The sequence below is a fragment of the Peribacillus sp. NPDC096447 genome, from assembly GCF_044762725.1.
In the GTDB taxonomy this organism is placed as follows: domain Bacteria; phylum Bacillota; class Bacilli; order Bacillales; family DSM-1321; genus Peribacillus.
In genome coordinates this window covers 547,838-566,368 of sequence record NZ_JBIWEV010000003.1, presented here as the reverse complement: position 1 = coordinate 566,368, position 18,531 = coordinate 547,838, and the positions used below count along the sequence as shown (strand labels likewise).

Genomic DNA, 18,531 nt, shown 5'->3' with positions numbered 1-18,531 from the left:
AGAATAATATGACGAAGGGTACTATCCAACTTACACAATCAAAGCACAAGATAAAAAAGGCGAAGAAAATGAAAAAAGAAAAAAAGTCATTTTTTATCAGTGTTGCTTCTGTTTTAATATTCCTGATACTTTGGGAAGTTGCCTCTCAAAACGAATGGATAAATCCATTGTTCATTAGCTCACCAATTGAAATTGCACAAGCGGCAGTTTTAATGGTCCAAGAAGTTTCCTTTTGGGAAAATATGAAAGTGAGTGGTTACGAATTTGTTGCAGGCTTTGTTTTAGCAATACTAATTGGAATCCCGCTTGGTGTGTTATCGGGCTGGAATTCTAACTTTAATGCAGTAGTTAACCCTTTCATTTCAGGATTATATGTAACGCCTAAAGTCGCCCTTTTACCAGTGATCATAATTGCATTCGGAATAGGACCAGCATCAAAAATTGTTATAGTATTTTTGATGGCCTTCTTTCCAATAGTGATGAGCGCTCAAAAAGCTATGTTAACATTAGATCAAAACTTAATAAAAGCAGCCAGAACATTTAATGCAAGTGAATTTCAGATCTTTAAAACAATTGCTTTGCCTTCGACGGTACCATTCCTTTTAAACGGTATTCGCTTAGGTATAGGCCAAGGATTAATTGCTGTAGTTGTAGGTGAATTATTCGCTTCGACAGCTGGTATCGGATACCAATTGACAAGCAATGGACAAAATCTACAAACAGATCGCATGTTTGTTGGCGTGTTGGTCATTACGATTACGGGAATCATTCTTACTTCATTATTAGGCATTATTGAAAGACGCTTTTCATCTTGGAAACCAGAAAATAGTTAATTAAATTAATTATGCAGACTGTAGCCAAACTCAATGAAAATCGAGTTTGTCTGCGGTTTGAACGTTGATTTCCATTCCAGGCACTCGCTTTCCGCGGGCGGTCCGGGAGCCTCCTCGGCGCTATTTGCGCCTGTGGGGTCTCCCTTGGCCTCGCTTTTCCCGCAGGAGTCTCGTACCTTCCATTCCAATCAACTAAACTGTAGCCAAAACCAATGAAAATCGAGTTTGTCTGCGGTTTTTTTAAAAAAAAACGTTCCAGTTGATTTCAGAAATCCGCTCCCTTTCCGCCGACTGTCTGCCAAGCCTCCTTGCCGCAAGCGGCTGCGGTGTCTCGGCTAGCCAGTAATTCGGCAGGAGTGTCGAAAATTTCTTCAATCCAATAAGGATTACAGTGAAAAAACATTAAAGATAATCTAGTCTTGTTTAAAAATTTAGGTAGAACCCAGGTTTTAGGGTTTGTACAATTTGAACTTTGCCTCTAGGCACTCCCTTTCCGCAGGCAGTCCGCCCTCAGCGCAATTGCGCCTTCGGGGTCTCACTGGAAACGCTTTTCCAAAGGAGTCTCGCACATCCGCTCCAATTAACTTTGTTTTAACTTTTAGATAGAACCCTTTTGTTTAGCATTCTTTTCTAACCTGATCAATCTTTAAATGAAGATTTCCTATCCAATCCCATATGGTATAGATTTTCTTAACCGATGATTACATCTCGGAATGTATTCTTATTCGTATTTTACTGTTCCACTTCACAGTGCGATAGAAAATTTATTGAAGTTCTCCCGTATCCATGATACCTTCAGTTTATAGTGAATGGGTATGGGAGGAATAGGTTTTGAACACTAAGGCATTTATATTGGCATCAATTACAGTTATTATTTGGGGATCAACATTCGCTGCTATTCGTGCAAGCTTGCATGGCGGGTATTCAGCTGGCCATTTGGTACTTGTTCGTTATCTTATAGCATCAGGGATTTTTGTCCTTTATGCTCTATGGCCTGGGGTGAAATTTCGGCTCCCGAAAAAAGCGGATTTGATGAGGATATCGATCCTTGCATTTATTGGAATTAGTATTTACCATATTGGGGTGACATTCGGGGAACAAACTGTTTCGGCGGGAACGGCTGGAATGCTGATTGGTTCAGCACCTGTCTTCATAGCGATCATTGCTGCGTTCGTTTTAAAAGAACGACTCGGCCTATTCGGATGGATTGGTTTAGGAATAGGGTTCACAGGGATCACCTTAATAACATTAGGTACTGCAGGCCCTTCCCTGAATATTTCCGAAGGAGCCTTTTTAGTGCTGATGTCGGCTATTGCTTCTGCAGTGTTTTTTGTTTTCCAAAAGCCACTGTTCAGCCGTTATAATCCGATTGAATTGACAGCGTATTTCACATGGATCGGTACAATACCCTTTTTCATATTTTTCCCTGGGCTATTTCAAGATATTCAACACGCTAAAATGGAAGGTCATATATCAGCGATTTTTGTTGGTATTTTCCCTGCGGCCATCGGTTATGTAACTTGGGCAGTCGCACTATCATTAGGAAAAGCCAGTTCCGTGTCCAGTTTGTTATACCTTGAACCTGTGATTGCCATTTTCGTCGCTTGGGTTTGGCTCCGGGAAGTGCCTAGTACCCTTTCAGTCATTGGCGGCGGAATTGCAATATTAGGGGTTCTTGTCGTTAATGGGTTCGGAAAATATAAATCAGTAATGAAAAAAGCAGCATGATAGTTGTTTAAACTAACTGGAAGAAATCGCCTTATCCTACTTGAACGACTTTAAACATAGGAGGGCACCCAATAAGGAATTCACCCAGGTTGCTGAGATCAATCAGTTACACCTGGGGAATTGGATTTTTCCCTGTTCTTTTAATTACTTAAAATTAAATCTATTTTTAAAGTCCCAATCCAATTTAAATGAATTATTTTCACCTGTTAAAAATTTATAATCGATATAGGATTTTTCTTTTTTGGACATTTCGTCGACAAATGGCGAATAGGTCCGGAATACCAATACATTTTTCTTTTCATCAAATTCTACAAGTCTTAGCCAGCCATTACCCCCTCGATAATTCGTTTGGTAATTGACCAGCATTTGAATGACATCATTTCCTGCTGAGTTTTGTTTTACCCGATGTGCTATCCCATAATAATGTCCATTAACCGTCATGAATACTTGATTATGGTCCTTTACGAGTTCATCCCAAATCACCCGGCCATTAGAAGATTCGACGGCAATGGTTTTATCTTCCTTAATCTTCGGGAATATAATATCATGCGAGACGAGGATTGTCGGTTTATCTTTATGCTGGTCTAGAACTTTTTTTGACCATTCCAAGTCATTATGCAAATTTTTCATATCCACTATTAAGATTAGATATTCATAACTTCCTGCCTTAGCGATTGCATATGAACTATACCCAGAGTGAGACGACCCCTTATAGTATTTTTTATTCAAAAAACGCTGCGGCCCATAATGCGTTAAAAAAGGATCGCCGTCCGCATAGTCATGATTCCCAGCCGCCATCAAATATGGAATTTCCTTTTTATCCAAATGGGAAATGGCTCCGAGGGAATTCTGCCATTGTTTTTCTGAATCACTATCGACGATGTCCCCAACAAATGTATTCATGATGATATTGTTCTTCTTGGTGTTATTGGAAATCCAGTTCATTTGGCTATTGAAAATCTCTGGATTTTGGCTTGAATATTTCTGGGTATCCGGGACAAAAAGAAAATTATAATTCTTTTTATTCGTTAGAAAGGGTAAAGATTTGTTTGATCCTTCGAATGGTTCATCGTCACGGGCATCCTGTACAAGCCATTCTTTTTCAGTTAAAGCCTTATTGGCAATTCGTATTTGCTGGATATTCCCTTTGAATAGTGCATTAAACTTATTTCCCCACTCAGATGCTCCGATGTTCCAGCCTTTCCCTTTAACTGCTGCAATACCGATTACTTTTTCCGATTTTCCGTAATCGCTGACGCCATTCAAAGTCAGAGTCGTCGTGTCACCATCATTAACAACCGCCAAATGGTACCATTCATCAGCATTTAATGATCGAGACCAATTGCTTACATTATAATTTAAATTAGATGGATGGCTTGTCCAGTGGATTTTTTGATCACTGGATACAGTTAAAGCAGAAAGGATTTTCTTCTCGCCTTCCATTTTATTAAGATCTGCTGCCTGTCCTTGTCTAGAAAAAAGCCCCATGACATTCTTGGAATCGCTTGGTAACTTGAACACCGCTTCAATGGTAAACCCCTTATCGAATTTCTCCGAATTTATAGGGGAACCCTTTTTGGTTTTAAAATATCTTCCGGAAGGGGCGTTTTCGTAATTAGCGAACTCCAAGCTATCCACTTTTTCTTGATCATGATAATCTTCTTCGGACCATTGAATCATATTTTTTAATTCAGGCGAGGCAGGATCCCCTATCGTCACTAACTCTAAATCATTTCCATGTTTGCTTGTATCTTCTATAATTAAATTACCTTTATCGATTGAACCGCTTTTAACATGTTGTTTTGTGAATTTCCAATTTGCCACGATATTGCTTCGATCATTTTCAGCAACGGAATCAGCCGATTTGGCAATACCAGGAACAATCATACATAAGAGTGAGAGACCTATTAAAGCTTTTTTCATTCTCATAAAACTTCACCCCATTACATTTTGATTAAGCGATATACATTTATCCTTTTTTACTACCTGGATTAATTTGTAGCTTACTAAGCCAAGGTAGATTCCGTACAGCTGTAATATGGTATAGTTTGCTTATCTTCTCGATAACTTATTAAGGATGAGTAAAAAAGTCTTATTCCTAATGAAGACGTTAGGAGATAAGGCCTAAATCGAATGATTTTACTTATTGAGATCAAGGTATATGACGAACAACGGAGATGTAGGAAAAAAAAGCAGTGTGTTAGTATTAGGACAGTGAATCACCAAGAAAATGAGGTGAAAAAAAAAATGGTGAGAAGGAGATAGGTAGCCTCCTGTAATAGATGTGGTATGAATCTTAGGAGGCTATCTTGATAATAGGAGATGTATGATATGAAACAAAACAAATATGATGATGCAAATTTCTTTTCTGCGTATGAGCAGATGCCACGATCAGTCAAAGGACTTGAAGCTGCCGGAGAATGGCATGTATTAAAAGAGCTAATGCCAAATCTGCAAAATAAGAGTGTACTTGATTTGGGCTGCGGTTTCGGCTGGCATTGCCGATTTGCCCGAGAGCAAAACGCCAGGTCCGTCGTTGGTGTGGATATTTCTGACAACATGCTTCAAAGAGCACGTGAAAAAACGGATGACCCTTTCATTTCATATATGAAAATGCCAATTGAAGACATCGATTTTTCCGGCTCTGAATTTGATGTGGTTATCAGTTCATTGGCTTTTCATTACATTGAGTCATATGAGGCAATCTGCAAAAAGGTGCATGATTGTTTAAAGCCCGGAGGCACCTTTGTTTTCTCGGTTGAACATCCAATCTTTACTTCTCGCAATGAACAAGCTTGGTACGTAGATGATCACGGAAATCATCTGCATTGGCCAGTTGACAACTACCAATCCGAAGGTGTGAGAGAAACAACCTTCTTAACCGAAAACGTAGTAAAGTATCATCGTACGATTTCAACATATATGAATGACTTGATTTGTGCTGGTTTCAGCATTAAAGCAGTAAAGGAACCGATGCCTTCTGATGAAATGTTAAAAAGTGTTCCTGAAATGAAAGATGAAAATCGAAGGCCCATGTTTTTAATCATTTCAGCAGTAAAGGAAACAAAAAATTCTTTTAATGAAGGAATTAAATAAACGGGAAAAAGGCGTTTCCACGAAAGTAGGGACGCCTTTTTAGTTATTAACATTAATTTTTAAGCAATAATGAATTGATTATCTTCTTTAATTAGGTAATGATTAAAATAGTTAAATATGGAAATGGGAGTTTGGAGGAGGGAAATTGAATGGAGAAGGTATTTCCGCTTATTGAAACCAAACGATTGATATTAAGAGAAGTAACACTGGAAGATGCGGGTGACATGTTCAAATATCTATCTGATACGGATGTAGTGAAGCCAATGGGGTTAGATCCATTCGAGACGGTAAATGATGTATGGGATGAAATTAAGTGGTACGAATCTATATTCGAAAAAGGTTCGGGAATCAGATGGGGAATTACATTAAAGAATTCCGGTAAGGTTATAGGAAGTTGTGGTTTTCTAAATATGGTCACCAAACATCATCGAGCTGAAATTGGATATGAATTAACTAAAGATCAATGGGGAAAAGGCATTGCGAGTGAAGCATTGGAAGCCGTCGTGATATATGGTTATCGTCACTTTCACCTGGAAAGGATTGAAGCCTTGATTGAACCGGATAATCTCCCATCCCAAAAACTAGTGGAAAAGCAAGGCTTTAGAAGAGAAGGATTGCTAAGGCATTATGAATATACTTGTGGAAAATTCGATGATTTATATATGTACTCACTTATAAAAGAAGATCTTAACGGCATTACCTTTTAATTAATTCATTGTGAAGATCGTTTAAGAAGCGGTCTCTGTTTGTGATAAAAGTGGATTTCGGAATGCTCTCATCCCGAAGCTCTTTTACGATTTTACTGAGGGAATGATTACCAACTGGGGTTTTAGCGGTCTCTTGCTGAAAAAAAACTCAATGGAAAACTAGTTTGATTTCAGTTAAAAAAAGTTCTAACCGCAAGCGGCTTTGGTATCTGAAAGTTACTCTCCAAGGGTATGGTGAAATTGTCCAATTTAATAAGTGTTCATAAAACAGTAAAAATCCATAATGGGAATTAGTCTTTAACATGGTTTGGGATGAACATCCTAAAGTGAAAAAAAAATCTAGTTGATTGAAATGGAAGGTACGAGACTCCTGCGGGACAAGCGCGTCCAAGGGAAGACCCCACAGGCGCGAAGAGCGCCGGGGAGGCTCCCGGACCGCCCGCGGAAAGCGAGTGCCTGGAATGGAAATCAACGTTCAAATTTACAAACCCTCAAAAAGTAAAGCGGTCTTTTTTAAAGCTGAAAATTCATAAATTTCAGTTTCCTTATTTGCTTGTATAATCTCTTTCAACCTTACAAAGTAGTGTATGACGAGTACCAATCTTTCATACCTTTTTCTTGTGCCTTTTTGTGAGCAGCATTTTCCTTCCAAAGCTTAATGGCATCCAAGGACTTCCAATAGGATACGGTAATTCCTAACCCGTTTTGATCTCTTACGCTTTCGATTCCTAAATAGCCGTCTTGTTGAGCGGCAAGTTCATCCATGAATTCAGCGGTTGAATTATAGCTCGCGGCATCCTTATCGCTTCTTTGGGAAGTGAAAATGCAAGCGTAATAGGGCGGTTCGGGGGTATTTGCAAAAAACATGAAATGATGCCTCCTTTTAACTTAATATTCAAAATAATATCATATCGGAAAATGCATGGATAGATGCCGGTAAAGTGGGTACTCAGCAAAGAAAACAAGGCGGTAAGAAGCAGTATATATCTCTGACATGGCAATACTGCTAAAGGGATTTTATTCTGATTCACGAATATATATTACTTTGACGGTTTTACAAAAAAAGGAGATGGTTTTGTGTGCGGGGATTCGTTAGCAAACATATAGAAAGAGATGCAATTTTACCGAAACAACGCGATATTCTTTTGGAAAATGCATTAAAAGATTTATCGGCAGATCCTGATGTTTTGGCTATTTACTTAGCCGGTTCATTAGCAAAAGGTAACGATGATAACTACTCTGATATAGATTTGCACACTATTGTCATACCTGAACGGAAAGGAGATTTTTTAAAGGAAAAAAGGAATAGAGCCAACAATTGGGGGGATGTTACCTTTCACGAAGACTACAATCCTTCTTCACCTTATGTCGTCACTCATTATGATACCTTTGTGAAAGTGGATAGCTGGTATCATGCACCTGAGGAAATTGTACCTTCCATTTGGTTAAAAGAGGTTGAAGTTCTCTATGATCCTTTTAATATTATGAGTCATGTAATTAAGGAATCAGCTAAGCAAGTGTATAAACCTTCACCTGATGAAGTTGAGCATTGGAGAGGAAAGCTGCTTGCTTTTGTCCATGAAACCTACAGGGCCGTTATGAGAAGGGAAATGTTATATGCACTATCCAATCTTGATAGGATACGTTGGCTGATTGTGTCTGGGTGGTATATGGAGATGGAAGAACATGTAGATGTACCCTATGGTGTATGGACAAAAATCGAGGGCAATAGAAGTAAATTAGATGAAAAGCAATCATCACTGTTGGAAAGTTGGGATTGTGGCCGCAATTCAAATGAAATCAGTAAAACGTTGAGATGTATGATCCCAGAATTCCTTAGACTAAATAAATACCTATGTACTCAAGTGGGTGTCGAAACAAATGAAGACCATATCAAAAGAATAATCGATATGGCTATCTGATACCATATGAGGCTAATGAAATAACGTTCGTGTAAAATGTGTAATCTCTATTGGAGGGATGCTAAGTGGCAGAATTGGTATATCATGTAGCCGTTTCACTTGATAATTTCATTGCCGACCAAGCAATGTTGGAAGGGGATATCAATCATTCCTTTTTCTTATTTGAAGGAGATCATGTCCCGGACTTTTTATCCGATATCCAGCAATATGAAGCGGTGTTGATGGGAAGTAAAACATATGAATTTGGATTTCAATTCGGAGCTAAACCGGGTGAACCGGGTTATAAGGGTTTGAAACATTATATATTCTCGAGCTCCCTTCAGTTTGAATCGAATGAGGAGGTAGAGCTTATCGAAGGAAACGCCGTTGCGTTTATTGAAAACCTCAAACAGCAAGGTGACGGAAAGCTATGGCTTTGCGGGGGCGGAGAACTGGCTGGAACGTTATTAAAACATAAACTCATTGATCAATTGGTGCTGAAAGTGAATCCAGTCATAATCGGTGAAGGCATTCCTCTTTTCGGCAGTGTTAAGCCAAGTCTAAAATTAGATTTAGTTGAAATGAAACAATATCCAAACGGTGTTATTAAACCGACATATAATATAATTTATACTTAGGGCTGCGCTGGCGCAGCTTTTTTAATGCAAATCAATGGTCATTAAAAGGTGAATTTTTCTTTATTGAAAATATACAATGAAAATTAATTAGAAATTTATTTTTAACATATATCCTTTCAGTATAACTTGAAAGGAGTTTTCTATATGAGAAAAATGTTGAAAGTATCAAAGAATATATTTTTCACCTTCATTGCTATTATCTTATTTGTAGTTTTAGCTGTTTTTATTTACCATAATTATCAAAAGGGCAAGGAATCATCATTAATTAGTGTAGGAACATCCGTTGATTTTAATAACAAAGGAATTAATGTGTATACGGAAGGAAGCGGGAAGGATACATACGTTTTTATGTCCGGTTCCGGGATTGCTGCTCCTGTTTATGAATTGAAGGGATTATATAGTAAGTTTGCAAAAGAAAATAAGATTGCGGTCATTGAAAGAGCAGGATATGGATACAGTGATGTTTTTCATGATGATAGGGATATTGATGTAATTTTGGAACAAAGCAGGAAATCGTTAATGGAAAGTGGAAATAAACCTCCTTATATTTTGGTACCACACTCAGTATCAGGTATTGAAGCTATTTACTGGGCACAAAAATACCCAAGTGAAGTAAAGGGAATTATTGCTTTGGATATTGGTTTACCGCACCAATATGTAACCCATAAAATGGGCATGGTTGATTCATTGACAGTAAGAGGAGTGAATATTTTAACGAAAATGGGTTTGCACCGTCTTGTCCCTTCTGCTGTTTATAATCCCGAAGTGATTCGGCAATCATTCTTGACTGACCATGAAAAAGAAATGTATAAAGCACTATCATATAAACAGTTTTTTAATGATGATATGGAGCAAGAGCTTTTACAGAGTTACAATAATGGTGAAAAATCTGTTAACTTGCCGATTCCAAAAGAAACACCCATTTTATTTTTAGATGCGATTGCCGATGAAAATAAAAATTCAAAATATACAAAACAAAAAAATAAAGATTATGAGGAGTTTGCAGAGAAACTATTAAAAGCGGATGTAATAAAACTGAAAGGGACGCACAGCATTTATTTATATGCGCCAGATGAGATATATGATCTTGCCATGGAATTTATCAAATGAATATAGAAAGGCCCTGTGATGAAAAGATATAATATTTTAATTGTTGAAGATGATTTAATGATTGGTGATTTATTGGTAAAAATTTTGCAGCGCGAAGAGTATAATGTATGTTGGATGAAAGAAGGAAAAGATATTATAGATATAATCCATGAGATGGATCTTATCATTATGGATGTTATGCTGCCAGGAGATGATGGCTATCAAATTACAAAGAAAGTAAAAAGTCTAGGATTAAATATTCCAGTTATTTTTTTATCCGCCCGAAATGATATGGATAGCAAACTTCAAGGTTTGACAATTGGTGAGGATTATATGACTAAGCCTTTTGATCCCAGGGAGCTATTATTAAGAATGCAGAAGTTGCTGGAAAATCAATATGGTACTTTCACACAAATTAAACATTTATATATTGATGCCGAACATAAAAAGGTATTCAATAATGACTTGCATAATGAAGTGGTTTTTACTGCGATAGAGCGTAAAATATTTTTCTATTTATATGAAAATAGGAATCGGATTTTGACGAAAGAACATTTCTTTGAATATTTATGGCAGCTCGAAGATAGGAATCAAAATATCATTAATGTACATATAAAAAAAGTCAGAACAAAAATCAATGATAACACCGGAGAGATCATCCAAAATATATATGGAGAAGGGTATAGATTGAATACCTATATAAAGAAATGAAATTAAAGAAAAAATACCAGCTATTGTTATTTATTGCCGTTATTAGCGTACCATTTATATTACTGTTAATCAGTATCCTTATGTCACTAATTTATGATATGGCCTTTAAATCCAATAATAGTGACATTCCTTTTCATGAATCTTTTGCATATCCTACAATGCTGGGAGTATTCATTTTATCACTATTATTGTTAGCCTTCTTATTTTCCAAATCTATTAACTCGCTATTAAATAAAATAAATATATTGAATGAAACCATCAGGAATTTAGCCAGTGATGAGGAGATTCCGAATAAATTAGAGGTAAATAGCCATGATGAAATCGGGGAATTAACTAAATCGGTGAACTTACTAATTGAAAGAACGACCTATCGGGAATTGGAACTAAAGCAACAAGAGGAAATGAAAAATGAACTCTTAAATAAATTAAGGCATGACATCAATACACCTTTAACAGCAGTAAGATTACAATTATTCTATTTAGAAGGTCAATATACGGATCAGGCTCCACTATTACAATCACTATATCAACAAATAAATTATATTTCCGAATTAACAAATGAATATAATATTCAATCCACAGATACGCTCGATAATTCCTATATTTTAAATGACGAAGTGAATATGCACGATTTAATAGAAATGATGGTTAAAAAGTGGGCCTATTTGTATAACATGCATGGTATTGAATTAGTATATCGGCCTTTAAATGGAGAGTTGGAATGGATAAGTAATGACTTGTGGCTCCAAAGGTTATTCGATAACGTTTTCCAAAATGTGTTGAATCATTCGAGGGCTGATAAACTTGTGATAACCATTGAAAATAACGAGGTCAGTATCAAGGATAATGGGATTGGTTTTGATATCGATAGTAGTAAGGGGCTTGGCATAAAAATAATCGAGGATATAGCTAAGTCACTTCATATAAAATATAATTTGCAATCAAATGAAAGCGGAACTTTATTTTGTTTTACTGTCGAAAATACGATATGCAACTCATTTGAATTAAGTTATTTTGCGGGGATGACATCCGGGGATTTTGTCAAGGGTTAATCAATATCATTCTTTTCAGATAGTTTGCCTTATGCAACATAGTTATATATCACTTACTTATATAAAGCGATACAAAAAGGTTGCTATAGACCCACCCATTTTTAAGTTGATATGATATTCAGGTACTTAATTGTGGGGGGAAGTTGAATGGAAGAACAAAAATATAATGACCTCAAATTAGGCGAACGTGGTGCAATCATTAGTATAATTGCTTATATTTGTCTATCGATCATGAAGCTGGGTATCGGATACATAAGCGACTCAGCGGCCTTAAAAGCGGATGGTTTGAACAACACGACTGATATTATTGCGTCGATTGCCGTATTGATCGGTTTAAGGCTAGCTCAAAGACCCCCCGATAAAGATCATGGTTATGGTCATTGGAAAAGTGAAACGATTGCATCGATGGTAGCTTCATTTATCATGTTTGCTGTTGGTGTACAAGTATTGATAGATGCAGTTGCTTCCATGCTTAAAGGTGGAAAGGAATCACCTGACATTATTGCCGGGTATGTAGGTGTTTTATCAGCAATAGCCATGTATTTTGTATACCGATATAATAAAAAGCTTGCTATGAAAATTAACAGTAAAGCCGTTATGGCAGCTTCGAAAGATAATATTTCCGATGCTTGGGTAAGTATCGGAACAGCTATAGGGATTTTCGGCTCCCAATTAAACATGCCTTGGCTGGATCCCCTTACTGCAGTCATTGTTGGATTATTAATATGCAAAACAGCCTGGGATATATTCATTCAAGCCTCGCATGAACTTTCTGACGGATTTGATGAAAATAAAATTCATCTATATAAGGATGTAATTACAAATGTCAATGGAGTCAAGGGGATAAAAGAAATCAAAGGGAGAAATTACGGGAACAATGAAGTGATTGATGTTGTAATCCTTGTGAATTCTACCTTGGATATTAAAGAAGCACATGATATAGCGACACATGTAGAAAAAGTGATGATGAAAGATCATGGAGTGTATGATGTTCATGTCCATGTAGAGCCCAATTAATTTTCTCTTTTTATGAATTAAGAAAAAAGGGTATAAATCTGCTTTACAAACATATGAATAATATGCAATCATTAATTCATTACATTGGAAGGAATAGGTACCTTATACAATGAAGCAGTAATCTTATCAAATAAACAGTAAATCTAAATCAATTTCAATGGGTGTTATCGGTTAGATATATTCAATGAAAATACGCGTCACTTTATTTGCTTACCGTATTTATCGGTAAGTTAAGTGAATTCACTTTTTCATTTGAACAAGAATCTTTTTAGATGCCCATGTGAGATTTTTAATGATTATGTTTAGAGATGGGATACGTCTGTTCGTTTATAGGTACTAATTCATATACAACTACTTTTTCTGTTATCAAATCAGATGAGGTATATTTGGTTTATGTATATTAATTTAGTAGCAGGCGATCTCTCTCTAGAAAAATGGAGGGGGATTTTTTTATGTTATTTTTAAAAGCGAATGATTTAAAGAAAAGCTACGGGAGCCGTGAAGTTCTTTCTGTAGATACACTTCATCTTTACAGTCATGACCGTGTTGGTTTGGTTGGCAGGAATGGAGAAGGTAAAACGACCCTGCTTTCTATACTAGCGGGCGTGAGGGCACCTGATTCCGGTTATATAGAGAGCTATGGAACAGTCAGCTATATCCCGCAGATTGAAGAAACTGAACAAGAAATAAGCGGGATATTAACGAGCATATGGAAATTGCCCAATGAGGATCAAGAAAACATAAGCGGCGGCGAACGTACTCGAAGAAAAATCGCTGCAGCTCTGTCTTCCAATGCAGATGTATTGATTGCGGATGAACCTACCAGTCATTTGGATATGTCCGGAATTGAACAATTGGAAAAGGATTTAAAATCTTTTAATGGCGCTATTTTGCTTACTTCACATGATAAAGCATTCTTGAATCATCTGTGTACAACAATATGGGAAGTTGAGCAAGGTAAGGTATCGGTATATGAAGGGAATTACGAAGCGTATATCAAACAAAAGCAAGCAAAAACAGAAAAGGAAAATAAGCAATATGAAGAGTATACCCGCGAAAAGAACCGGTTGAAACAGGCTGCACAAAACCTCCAAGCCAAATCTGATTCAATTAGGAAAGCCCCTAAACGAATGGGTAATTCAGAAGCAAGGCTGCATAAACGCAGCTCCGGGAAACAGAAGGCGAAATTGAACCGTTCTGCCGAAGCGATCGAAACTCGGATCGAAAAATTAGCAAAAAAAGAAAAACCGAGGGAAGATCCTCCTATCATTTTTGATATTTCAGAATTTCCATCTTTGCATAGTAAAAGGGTCATTCGATTTAATGGCTGTTCCCTGAAAGTTGGATCAAGGGTGCTGAAGCGACATATTTTTGGAGATGTCCAACTAGCTTGCAGACTCGCCATCAATGGTCAAAATGGATCAGGAAAATCGACATTACTGAAAAAGATAGTAGAACGGCACCCAGATTTATATGTCGCGAAGCCGGCAAAGATTGGATTTTTTGCACAACAACAAGAAAATTTGAATGAAAGTAAAACGGTTCTTGAAAATATATTGGAGGACAGTCCCTACAATCAGGCTTTTATTCGTACGCTATTATCACGATTAGCTTTTAATGGAAATGACGTTCACAAACAAGTATCACTTTTAAGCGGTGGGGAAAGAGTCAGGGCATCCCTGGCTAAAGTTTTTTTGGGAAACTATAATGTACTGGTTTTGGATGAACCTACAAATTACCTGGATATTCATACTAAAGAGGCTTTAACCGAAGTGTTAAAAGCATATCCAGGAACCATCGTTTTTGTCACTCATGATCGTTCATTGATCCAATCGCTTGCAACGCATTCACTTTCATTTGAAGGTGAACCTCCGAGAGTAAGTGCTATCAATCAGGAAGCAACAAAATCGTCCACACTTAAAGATGATCATCAAGATAAACAGGCTGAACTTCTTATGATTGAAGTGCAAATCATCGAGACACTTGGGAAACTGTCCAGTGTTGTGAAGGAAGAGGAAAAAGAAGAATTGGATAGGGAATACCTCCAACTCTTGAACAAGAAAAAGGAGCTTGAAGATTAAGTACATCCATTATTAAAGGCCCTTCTTAATCGAGAGGGGCCATTTGATGAATAAAGAGCGGTTAAAGTAGGTGAAGATAAAATAGCAATAAAATGGATTAGACCTAATTAATCTTGATTGGTACTAAAGGAGATTTTATCAAATGGCAGTTTTTCCGACGGACAATCCCCATCCCTTACTTCATAGTAATATACTTTGGATGACGCTACATGGGGAAAGGGGGAAATTACGAATAAAATCAGTAATCCGTATCCTGCCACGGATAGACTGTGATCAAAACAACTGAAGAAAACCAATACATAGTAATTTCTTATACAGGAATTCCTTTTAAATTGACAAAAAAACGTATTGATTCTAATCTGGTATGAACTTAAAGCGTTGGTAACCAATAGAAGGTGAAAGTAAATAAGAAGGAGGTCAATCATGAAACCACGTATTACTGTCATAACATTAGGTGTGGAAGATTTGGAAAAATCGCTGAAATTCTATCGGGATGGCCTGGGATTTCAAACAGAAGGAATAGTTGGCAAAGAATTTGAGCATGGAGCTGTTGCCTTTTTCGACCTGCAAGAAGGCCTAAAGCTTGCCATATGGAATCGAAGGGATATAGCTCATGAGTCCAAGGTTCCTTTGTCTCCGGCAAGTCCTACTGAATTTACCCTTGGTCACAATGTAGGCAGTAAAGAGGAAGTGAATATTGTGTTGGAAAAAGCAAAAAAAGCTGGCGCGATCATAACCGATCCGGCACATGACACTTTCTGGGGAGGATACTCTGCACACTTTCAGGACCCTGATGGACACCTTTGGGAAGTCGTTTGGAATCCGCAGTGGGACATCACGGAATCATGAATGTGATCCATTTCAAGTTGATCTCGCTGAATAGAATCATGTTTTAAAAACATCACCTCAAGTTTTAATATTTCTAAAAGGACTCTAGGCAAAAGGATTCTATCTAAAGGTTAAAACAAAGTTGATTGGAACGGAAGGTACGAGACTCCTGCGGGAACAGCGTGTCTACGGGAGACCCCACAGGCGAAAGCCGAGGAGGCGCCCGGACCGCCCGCGGAAAGCGAGTGCCTGGAGTGGAAAGCAACGTCCAAATTGTTCAAGCCATAAAAAACACTAGACAAACTCGATATTCATCGAGTTTGCCTAAAGTATGAACAAGCACTTTACCTAGGGGTTAAGTGCTTGTTTTTTATTAATGAATTCTCTACTTTTTGCAATCATTTCTTTATTCTTTTCAATTGCTTCGTTATTACTGAATTTCACCTGATTAACGGTCTCATTATCTTCCATGTATTCAAGCAACAAGTCTACAGCTTTATCCATCAGTCTTTCGATGGGGATATTTCTTTCTTCAGCCAGATTAGCTAGTCTATTAGTCAAGTACGGATTGAGAGTAATGTTTATTGGTTTTCTCGTTTCAGAATTAATAAGTCGTTCCACCTACAATCTTTTTATCTATCATATACCTTTGATTGAAGTTAAACAAATATGTGTAGGGAAATGTATGTAGGCTTGTACAGAATTGAAGAGGCAGGGAGCTTTCTTTTTTGCTGTTCTAGGTGAAGCAAGGATTTTACATTCCTATGATTTAAAAGTTTGTAACACAAACCATATTTTCAATAAAATATTGACATAATCAATATAACGTTAAAATGTTTATTTATTGTAATTGTTTGTTTTTTCAAACTTTTATTTTAAAGGGGGAAAGGTTATTGAATAATTTTATGGGTTTACTCGAAATGAAAGTGCTTCCAGTCGCAAACAAGATTGGTGGCCCTCCAATTTATATCAAAATAACATACTATCAAAAGGGGTGTTAATATGACGAAAACGAAAGAGGATCTCTCTGAATTATCATTTCAATTAATTCTCCATAGCGGGAATGCCCGCAGTTGTGCAATGGAAGCCATCGCCTTGCAAAAACAAGGTAAATCAAGCGATGCCCAGGATAAATTAAAGGAAGCGGAACAAGAGTTTGTTGCGGCACATAAAATCCAAACAGCATTGATTCAACAAGAAGTGAATGGTGAGAAATTCGATATCCCAATGCTCCTGATCCATGCTCAAGATCACTTGATGACTTCCATGACAACAAAAGATTTAGCAATAGAAATCGTGGAATTACACGAGAAAACACAAAAGAACTAATGAAGTGATTCATGCTGATAGAGGGTTTAAGAGGTTGCTGCGGCAGCCTTTTTCTTATGTTCATAACGGGTAAATTGCACGACATGATTTCTTTTGTTAAGGTTCATGTACCTAAACAAAAGAAATAGGGCATAAAAGGGTCACTCAAGATTAGGATTCTCCGAAAAATTAAATTATACTAATGTTCAAGGCAGCAGCAATTGATTCTGTCACAGATTAACGAAGGATAGTCATGAAAGAAAAAACAAACAATTAATTAGCAAGATCAAAGGGGAGAAAAACATGAAAAGAGTCAATCTAACTGATGAACTTAGTTTTTCACGCATTGTACACGGTATGTGGAGATTGGCAGATTGGAGATTTTCTACCGAGGAAATCCTATCGCTTATTGAACACGGAATGGATCGGGGCGTAACTACATATGATCACGCCGATATATATGGCAGTTATACGTGTGAGGAGATTTTTGGGAACGCACTTTCATTAAAGCCATCTTTACGCGATAAAATGGAGATTGTTACGAAATGTGGCATAGTTCTTCAATCAAAAAACCGTCCTTCCCATAAAAGTCACCATTATGACACTAGTAAAGTCCATATCATAAAGTCTGTTGATCAATCTCTTATGAATCTTAAAACGGATTATATTGATCTGTTACTTATTCATCGTCCGGATCCCCTGATGGACCCTGGGGAAACGGCTGAGGCGTTTAATCAATTAAAAGAATCAGGAAAGGTCCGTAACTTTGGAGTATCAAACTTCAAAAAACCGCAATGGGATATGCTTCAATCATATCTAGAATATCCGCTTGTGACGAATCAACTGGAGCTTTCTGCATATAATCTTGAAAACTTCGAAGACGGAACCATGAACTTATGTCAGGAAATGGGCGTTGCGCCGATGGCATGGTCACCGCTTGCAGGAGGAAGCATTTTTGAGGAATCGAATGAAAAGGCTGTTCGCTTAAGAAAAACGTTAGAAATCGTAAAAGAAGAAATCGGGGCCAATGGAATAGATGAAGTGATGTATGCATGGCTGTTGAGACATCCTGCAAAAATCATTCCTATCGTTGGATCCGGTAAGAAAGAACGATTGGATAGCGCTATTGATTCACTAAACCTAAGCATGGAAAAAGAGCAATGGTTTAACATTTTAACAAGCTCGATGGGACATGATATACCGTAATGAACTGTACCGTTAAACAAGAAACCGTGCCTTCATTAATGGGGACCTCCTGAAGAGGTCGCCATTATTAAATTTCAAACAATGATGGGATGGACTTTCACTTTTCAAACCATGATTTTTGGTGAATTTTTTTAGTACTTATTTATCAACATATATTATTGGCAATCGGGCGCGATTGTGAACACAATGAGAAGTAGCTTTTATACTAGCCGGATCCGAATAGTTCTATAAATAAGTAGATGTAAATAATTAAGAAACCCAGCTAATCTTCTCATGTGAAGGTAGCTGGGTTTTAAAGTTGTATGTGCAAAAATTGGGGAAATATATAACCAGGAA

Annotated in this window: 17 protein-coding genes; 14 read left to right on the top strand and 3 right to left on the bottom strand. The window is 37.2% G+C overall.

Annotated features, from left to right (window positions below; all coding sequences use genetic code 11):
* Positions 1-68 precede the first annotated feature (68 nt).
* Together ACIQZD_RS14005 and ACIQZD_RS14000 are read left to right on the top strand one after the other, a co-directional pair.
* The gene (locus ACIQZD_RS14005) at positions 69-833 is read left to right on the top strand and encodes an ABC transporter permease (RefSeq protein ID WP_402903516.1); all 765 of its coding nucleotides are present in this window, start codon (positions 69-71) and stop codon (positions 831-833) included.
* 831 nt (positions 834-1,664) lie between these two features.
* Positions 1,665-2,561, top strand: a complete 897-nt coding sequence (locus ACIQZD_RS14000; protein ID WP_402903512.1) for a DMT family transporter — start codon at positions 1,665-1,667, stop codon at positions 2,559-2,561.
* A 144-nt stretch (positions 2,562-2,705) separates the two neighbouring features.
* On the opposite strand, the gene ACIQZD_RS13995 is transcribed toward ACIQZD_RS14000, so the two are convergent.
* Entirely contained in the window at positions 2,706-4,490 is a 1,785-nt protein-coding gene (locus tag ACIQZD_RS13995; protein ID WP_402903507.1) for a laminin G domain-containing metallophosphoesterase family protein, read from the bottom strand.
* Positions 4,491-4,892: 402 nt separating this feature from the next.
* Between ACIQZD_RS13995 and ACIQZD_RS13990 the strand changes: the two genes are divergently transcribed.
* Positions 4,893-5,657 carry a class I SAM-dependent methyltransferase gene (locus ACIQZD_RS13990; RefSeq protein ID WP_402903504.1) on the top strand — a complete coding sequence of 255 codons (765 nt, stop codon included), beginning with the start codon at positions 4,893-4,895 and terminating at the stop codon, positions 5,655-5,657.
* A gap of 149 nt (positions 5,658-5,806) precedes the next feature.
* A complete protein-coding gene (locus ACIQZD_RS13985; protein ID WP_402903501.1) occupies positions 5,807-6,364 on the top strand; it encodes a GNAT family N-acetyltransferase in 558 nt (185 codons plus the stop codon).
* Positions 6,365-6,937: 573 nt separating this feature from the next.
* On the opposite strand, the gene ACIQZD_RS13980 is transcribed toward ACIQZD_RS13985, so the two are convergent.
* Positions 6,938-7,231 carry an antibiotic biosynthesis monooxygenase family protein gene (locus ACIQZD_RS13980; protein ID WP_402903498.1) on the bottom strand — a complete coding sequence of 98 codons (294 nt, stop codon included), beginning with the start codon at positions 7,229-7,231 and terminating at the stop codon, positions 6,938-6,940.
* Between the two features lie 212 nt (positions 7,232-7,443).
* Here ACIQZD_RS13980 and ACIQZD_RS13975 point away from each other — a divergent pair, with 212 nt between their 5' ends.
* The 8 genes from ACIQZD_RS13975 to ACIQZD_RS13940 all read left to right on the top strand — a co-directional run bounded on the left by ACIQZD_RS13975 (position 7,444) and on the right by ACIQZD_RS13940 (position 15,702).
* Positions 7,444-8,286, top strand: a complete 843-nt coding sequence (locus tag ACIQZD_RS13975; protein WP_402903495.1) for an aminoglycoside 6-adenylyltransferase — start codon at positions 7,444-7,446, stop codon at positions 8,284-8,286.
* A gap of 65 nt (positions 8,287-8,351) precedes the next feature.
* Positions 8,352-8,903, top strand: coding sequence for a dihydrofolate reductase family protein (locus ACIQZD_RS13970; protein WP_283902152.1), 552 nt, complete (start codon positions 8,352-8,354; stop codon positions 8,901-8,903).
* A gap of 144 nt (positions 8,904-9,047) precedes the next feature.
* Positions 9,048-10,013, top strand: coding sequence for an alpha/beta fold hydrolase (locus tag ACIQZD_RS13965; RefSeq protein WP_402903490.1), 966 nt, complete (start codon positions 9,048-9,050; stop codon positions 10,011-10,013).
* An 18-nt stretch (positions 10,014-10,031) separates the two neighbouring features.
* Positions 10,032-10,703, top strand: a complete 672-nt coding sequence (locus ACIQZD_RS13960; RefSeq protein WP_402903487.1) for a response regulator transcription factor — start codon at positions 10,032-10,034, stop codon at positions 10,701-10,703.
* Positions 10,700-11,755, top strand: coding sequence for a sensor histidine kinase (locus ACIQZD_RS13955; protein ID WP_402903484.1), 1,056 nt, complete (start codon positions 10,700-10,702; stop codon positions 11,753-11,755). The genes ACIQZD_RS13960 and ACIQZD_RS13955 overlap by 4 nt, the downstream gene beginning before the upstream one ends.
* A gap of 147 nt (positions 11,756-11,902) precedes the next feature.
* Complete coding sequence (locus ACIQZD_RS13950) at positions 11,903-12,772, top strand: cation diffusion facilitator family transporter (protein WP_402903481.1); 870 nt, start codon at positions 11,903-11,905, stop codon at positions 12,770-12,772.
* 452 nt (positions 12,773-13,224) lie between these two features.
* Complete coding sequence (gene abc-f / locus ACIQZD_RS13945) at positions 13,225-14,853, top strand: ribosomal protection-like ABC-F family protein (protein WP_402903478.1); 1,629 nt, start codon at positions 13,225-13,227, stop codon at positions 14,851-14,853.
* 423 nt (positions 14,854-15,276) lie between these two features.
* Positions 15,277-15,702, top strand: a complete 426-nt coding sequence (locus ACIQZD_RS13940; RefSeq protein ID WP_402903475.1) for a VOC family protein — start codon at positions 15,277-15,279, stop codon at positions 15,700-15,702.
* Positions 15,703-16,029: 327 nt separating this feature from the next.
* On the opposite strand, the gene ACIQZD_RS13935 is transcribed toward ACIQZD_RS13940, so the two are convergent.
* Complete coding sequence (locus ACIQZD_RS13935; RefSeq protein ID WP_402903472.1) at positions 16,030-16,302, bottom strand: ribbon-helix-helix domain-containing protein; 273 nt, start codon at positions 16,300-16,302, stop codon at positions 16,030-16,032.
* 381 nt (positions 16,303-16,683) lie between these two features.
* Here ACIQZD_RS13935 and ACIQZD_RS13930 point away from each other — a divergent pair, with 381 nt between their 5' ends.
* Positions 16,684-17,010, top strand: a complete 327-nt coding sequence (locus tag ACIQZD_RS13930; protein ID WP_230176545.1) for a PTS sugar transporter subunit IIA — start codon at positions 16,684-16,686, stop codon at positions 17,008-17,010.
* A 282-nt stretch (positions 17,011-17,292) separates the two neighbouring features.
* Positions 17,293-18,195, top strand: a complete 903-nt coding sequence (locus ACIQZD_RS13925; RefSeq protein WP_402903467.1) for an aldo/keto reductase — start codon at positions 17,293-17,295, stop codon at positions 18,193-18,195.
* Positions 18,196-18,531: the final 336 nt, after the last annotated feature.

What these genes read in the sequence shown, in the direction of transcription:
- ACIQZD_RS14005 (WP_402903516.1), top strand. Translation starts at nt 69, where the DNA reads ATGAAAAAAGAAAAAAAGTCATTTTTTATCAGTGTTGCTTCTGTTTTA.
- ACIQZD_RS13995 (WP_402903507.1), bottom strand. Translation starts at nt 4,490, where the DNA reads ATGAGAATGAAAAAAGCTTTAATAGGTCTCTCACTCTTATGTATGATT.
- ACIQZD_RS13990 (WP_402903504.1), top strand. Translation starts at nt 4,893, where the DNA reads ATGAAACAAAACAAATATGATGATGCAAATTTCTTTTCTGCGTATGAG.
- ACIQZD_RS13985 (WP_402903501.1), top strand. Translation starts at nt 5,807, where the DNA reads ATGGAGAAGGTATTTCCGCTTATTGAAACCAAACGATTGATATTAAGA.
- ACIQZD_RS13980 (WP_402903498.1), bottom strand. Translation starts at nt 7,231, where the DNA reads ATGTTTTTTGCAAATACCCCCGAACCGCCCTATTACGCTTGCATTTTC.
- ACIQZD_RS13965 (WP_402903490.1), top strand. Translation starts at nt 9,048, where the DNA reads ATGAGAAAAATGTTGAAAGTATCAAAGAATATATTTTTCACCTTCATT.
- ACIQZD_RS13960 (WP_402903487.1), top strand. Translation starts at nt 10,032, where the DNA reads ATGAAAAGATATAATATTTTAATTGTTGAAGATGATTTAATGATTGGT.
- ACIQZD_RS13955 (WP_402903484.1), top strand. Translation starts at nt 10,700, where the DNA reads ATGAAATTAAAGAAAAAATACCAGCTATTGTTATTTATTGCCGTTATT.
- ACIQZD_RS13950 (WP_402903481.1), top strand. Translation starts at nt 11,903, where the DNA reads ATGGAAGAACAAAAATATAATGACCTCAAATTAGGCGAACGTGGTGCA.
- abc-f (WP_402903478.1), top strand. Translation starts at nt 13,225, where the DNA reads ATGTTATTTTTAAAAGCGAATGATTTAAAGAAAAGCTACGGGAGCCGT.
- ACIQZD_RS13940 (WP_402903475.1), top strand. Translation starts at nt 15,277, where the DNA reads ATGAAACCACGTATTACTGTCATAACATTAGGTGTGGAAGATTTGGAA.
- ACIQZD_RS13930 (WP_230176545.1), top strand. Translation starts at nt 16,684, where the DNA reads ATGACGAAAACGAAAGAGGATCTCTCTGAATTATCATTTCAATTAATT.
- ACIQZD_RS13925 (WP_402903467.1), top strand. Translation starts at nt 17,293, where the DNA reads ATGAAAAGAGTCAATCTAACTGATGAACTTAGTTTTTCACGCATTGTA.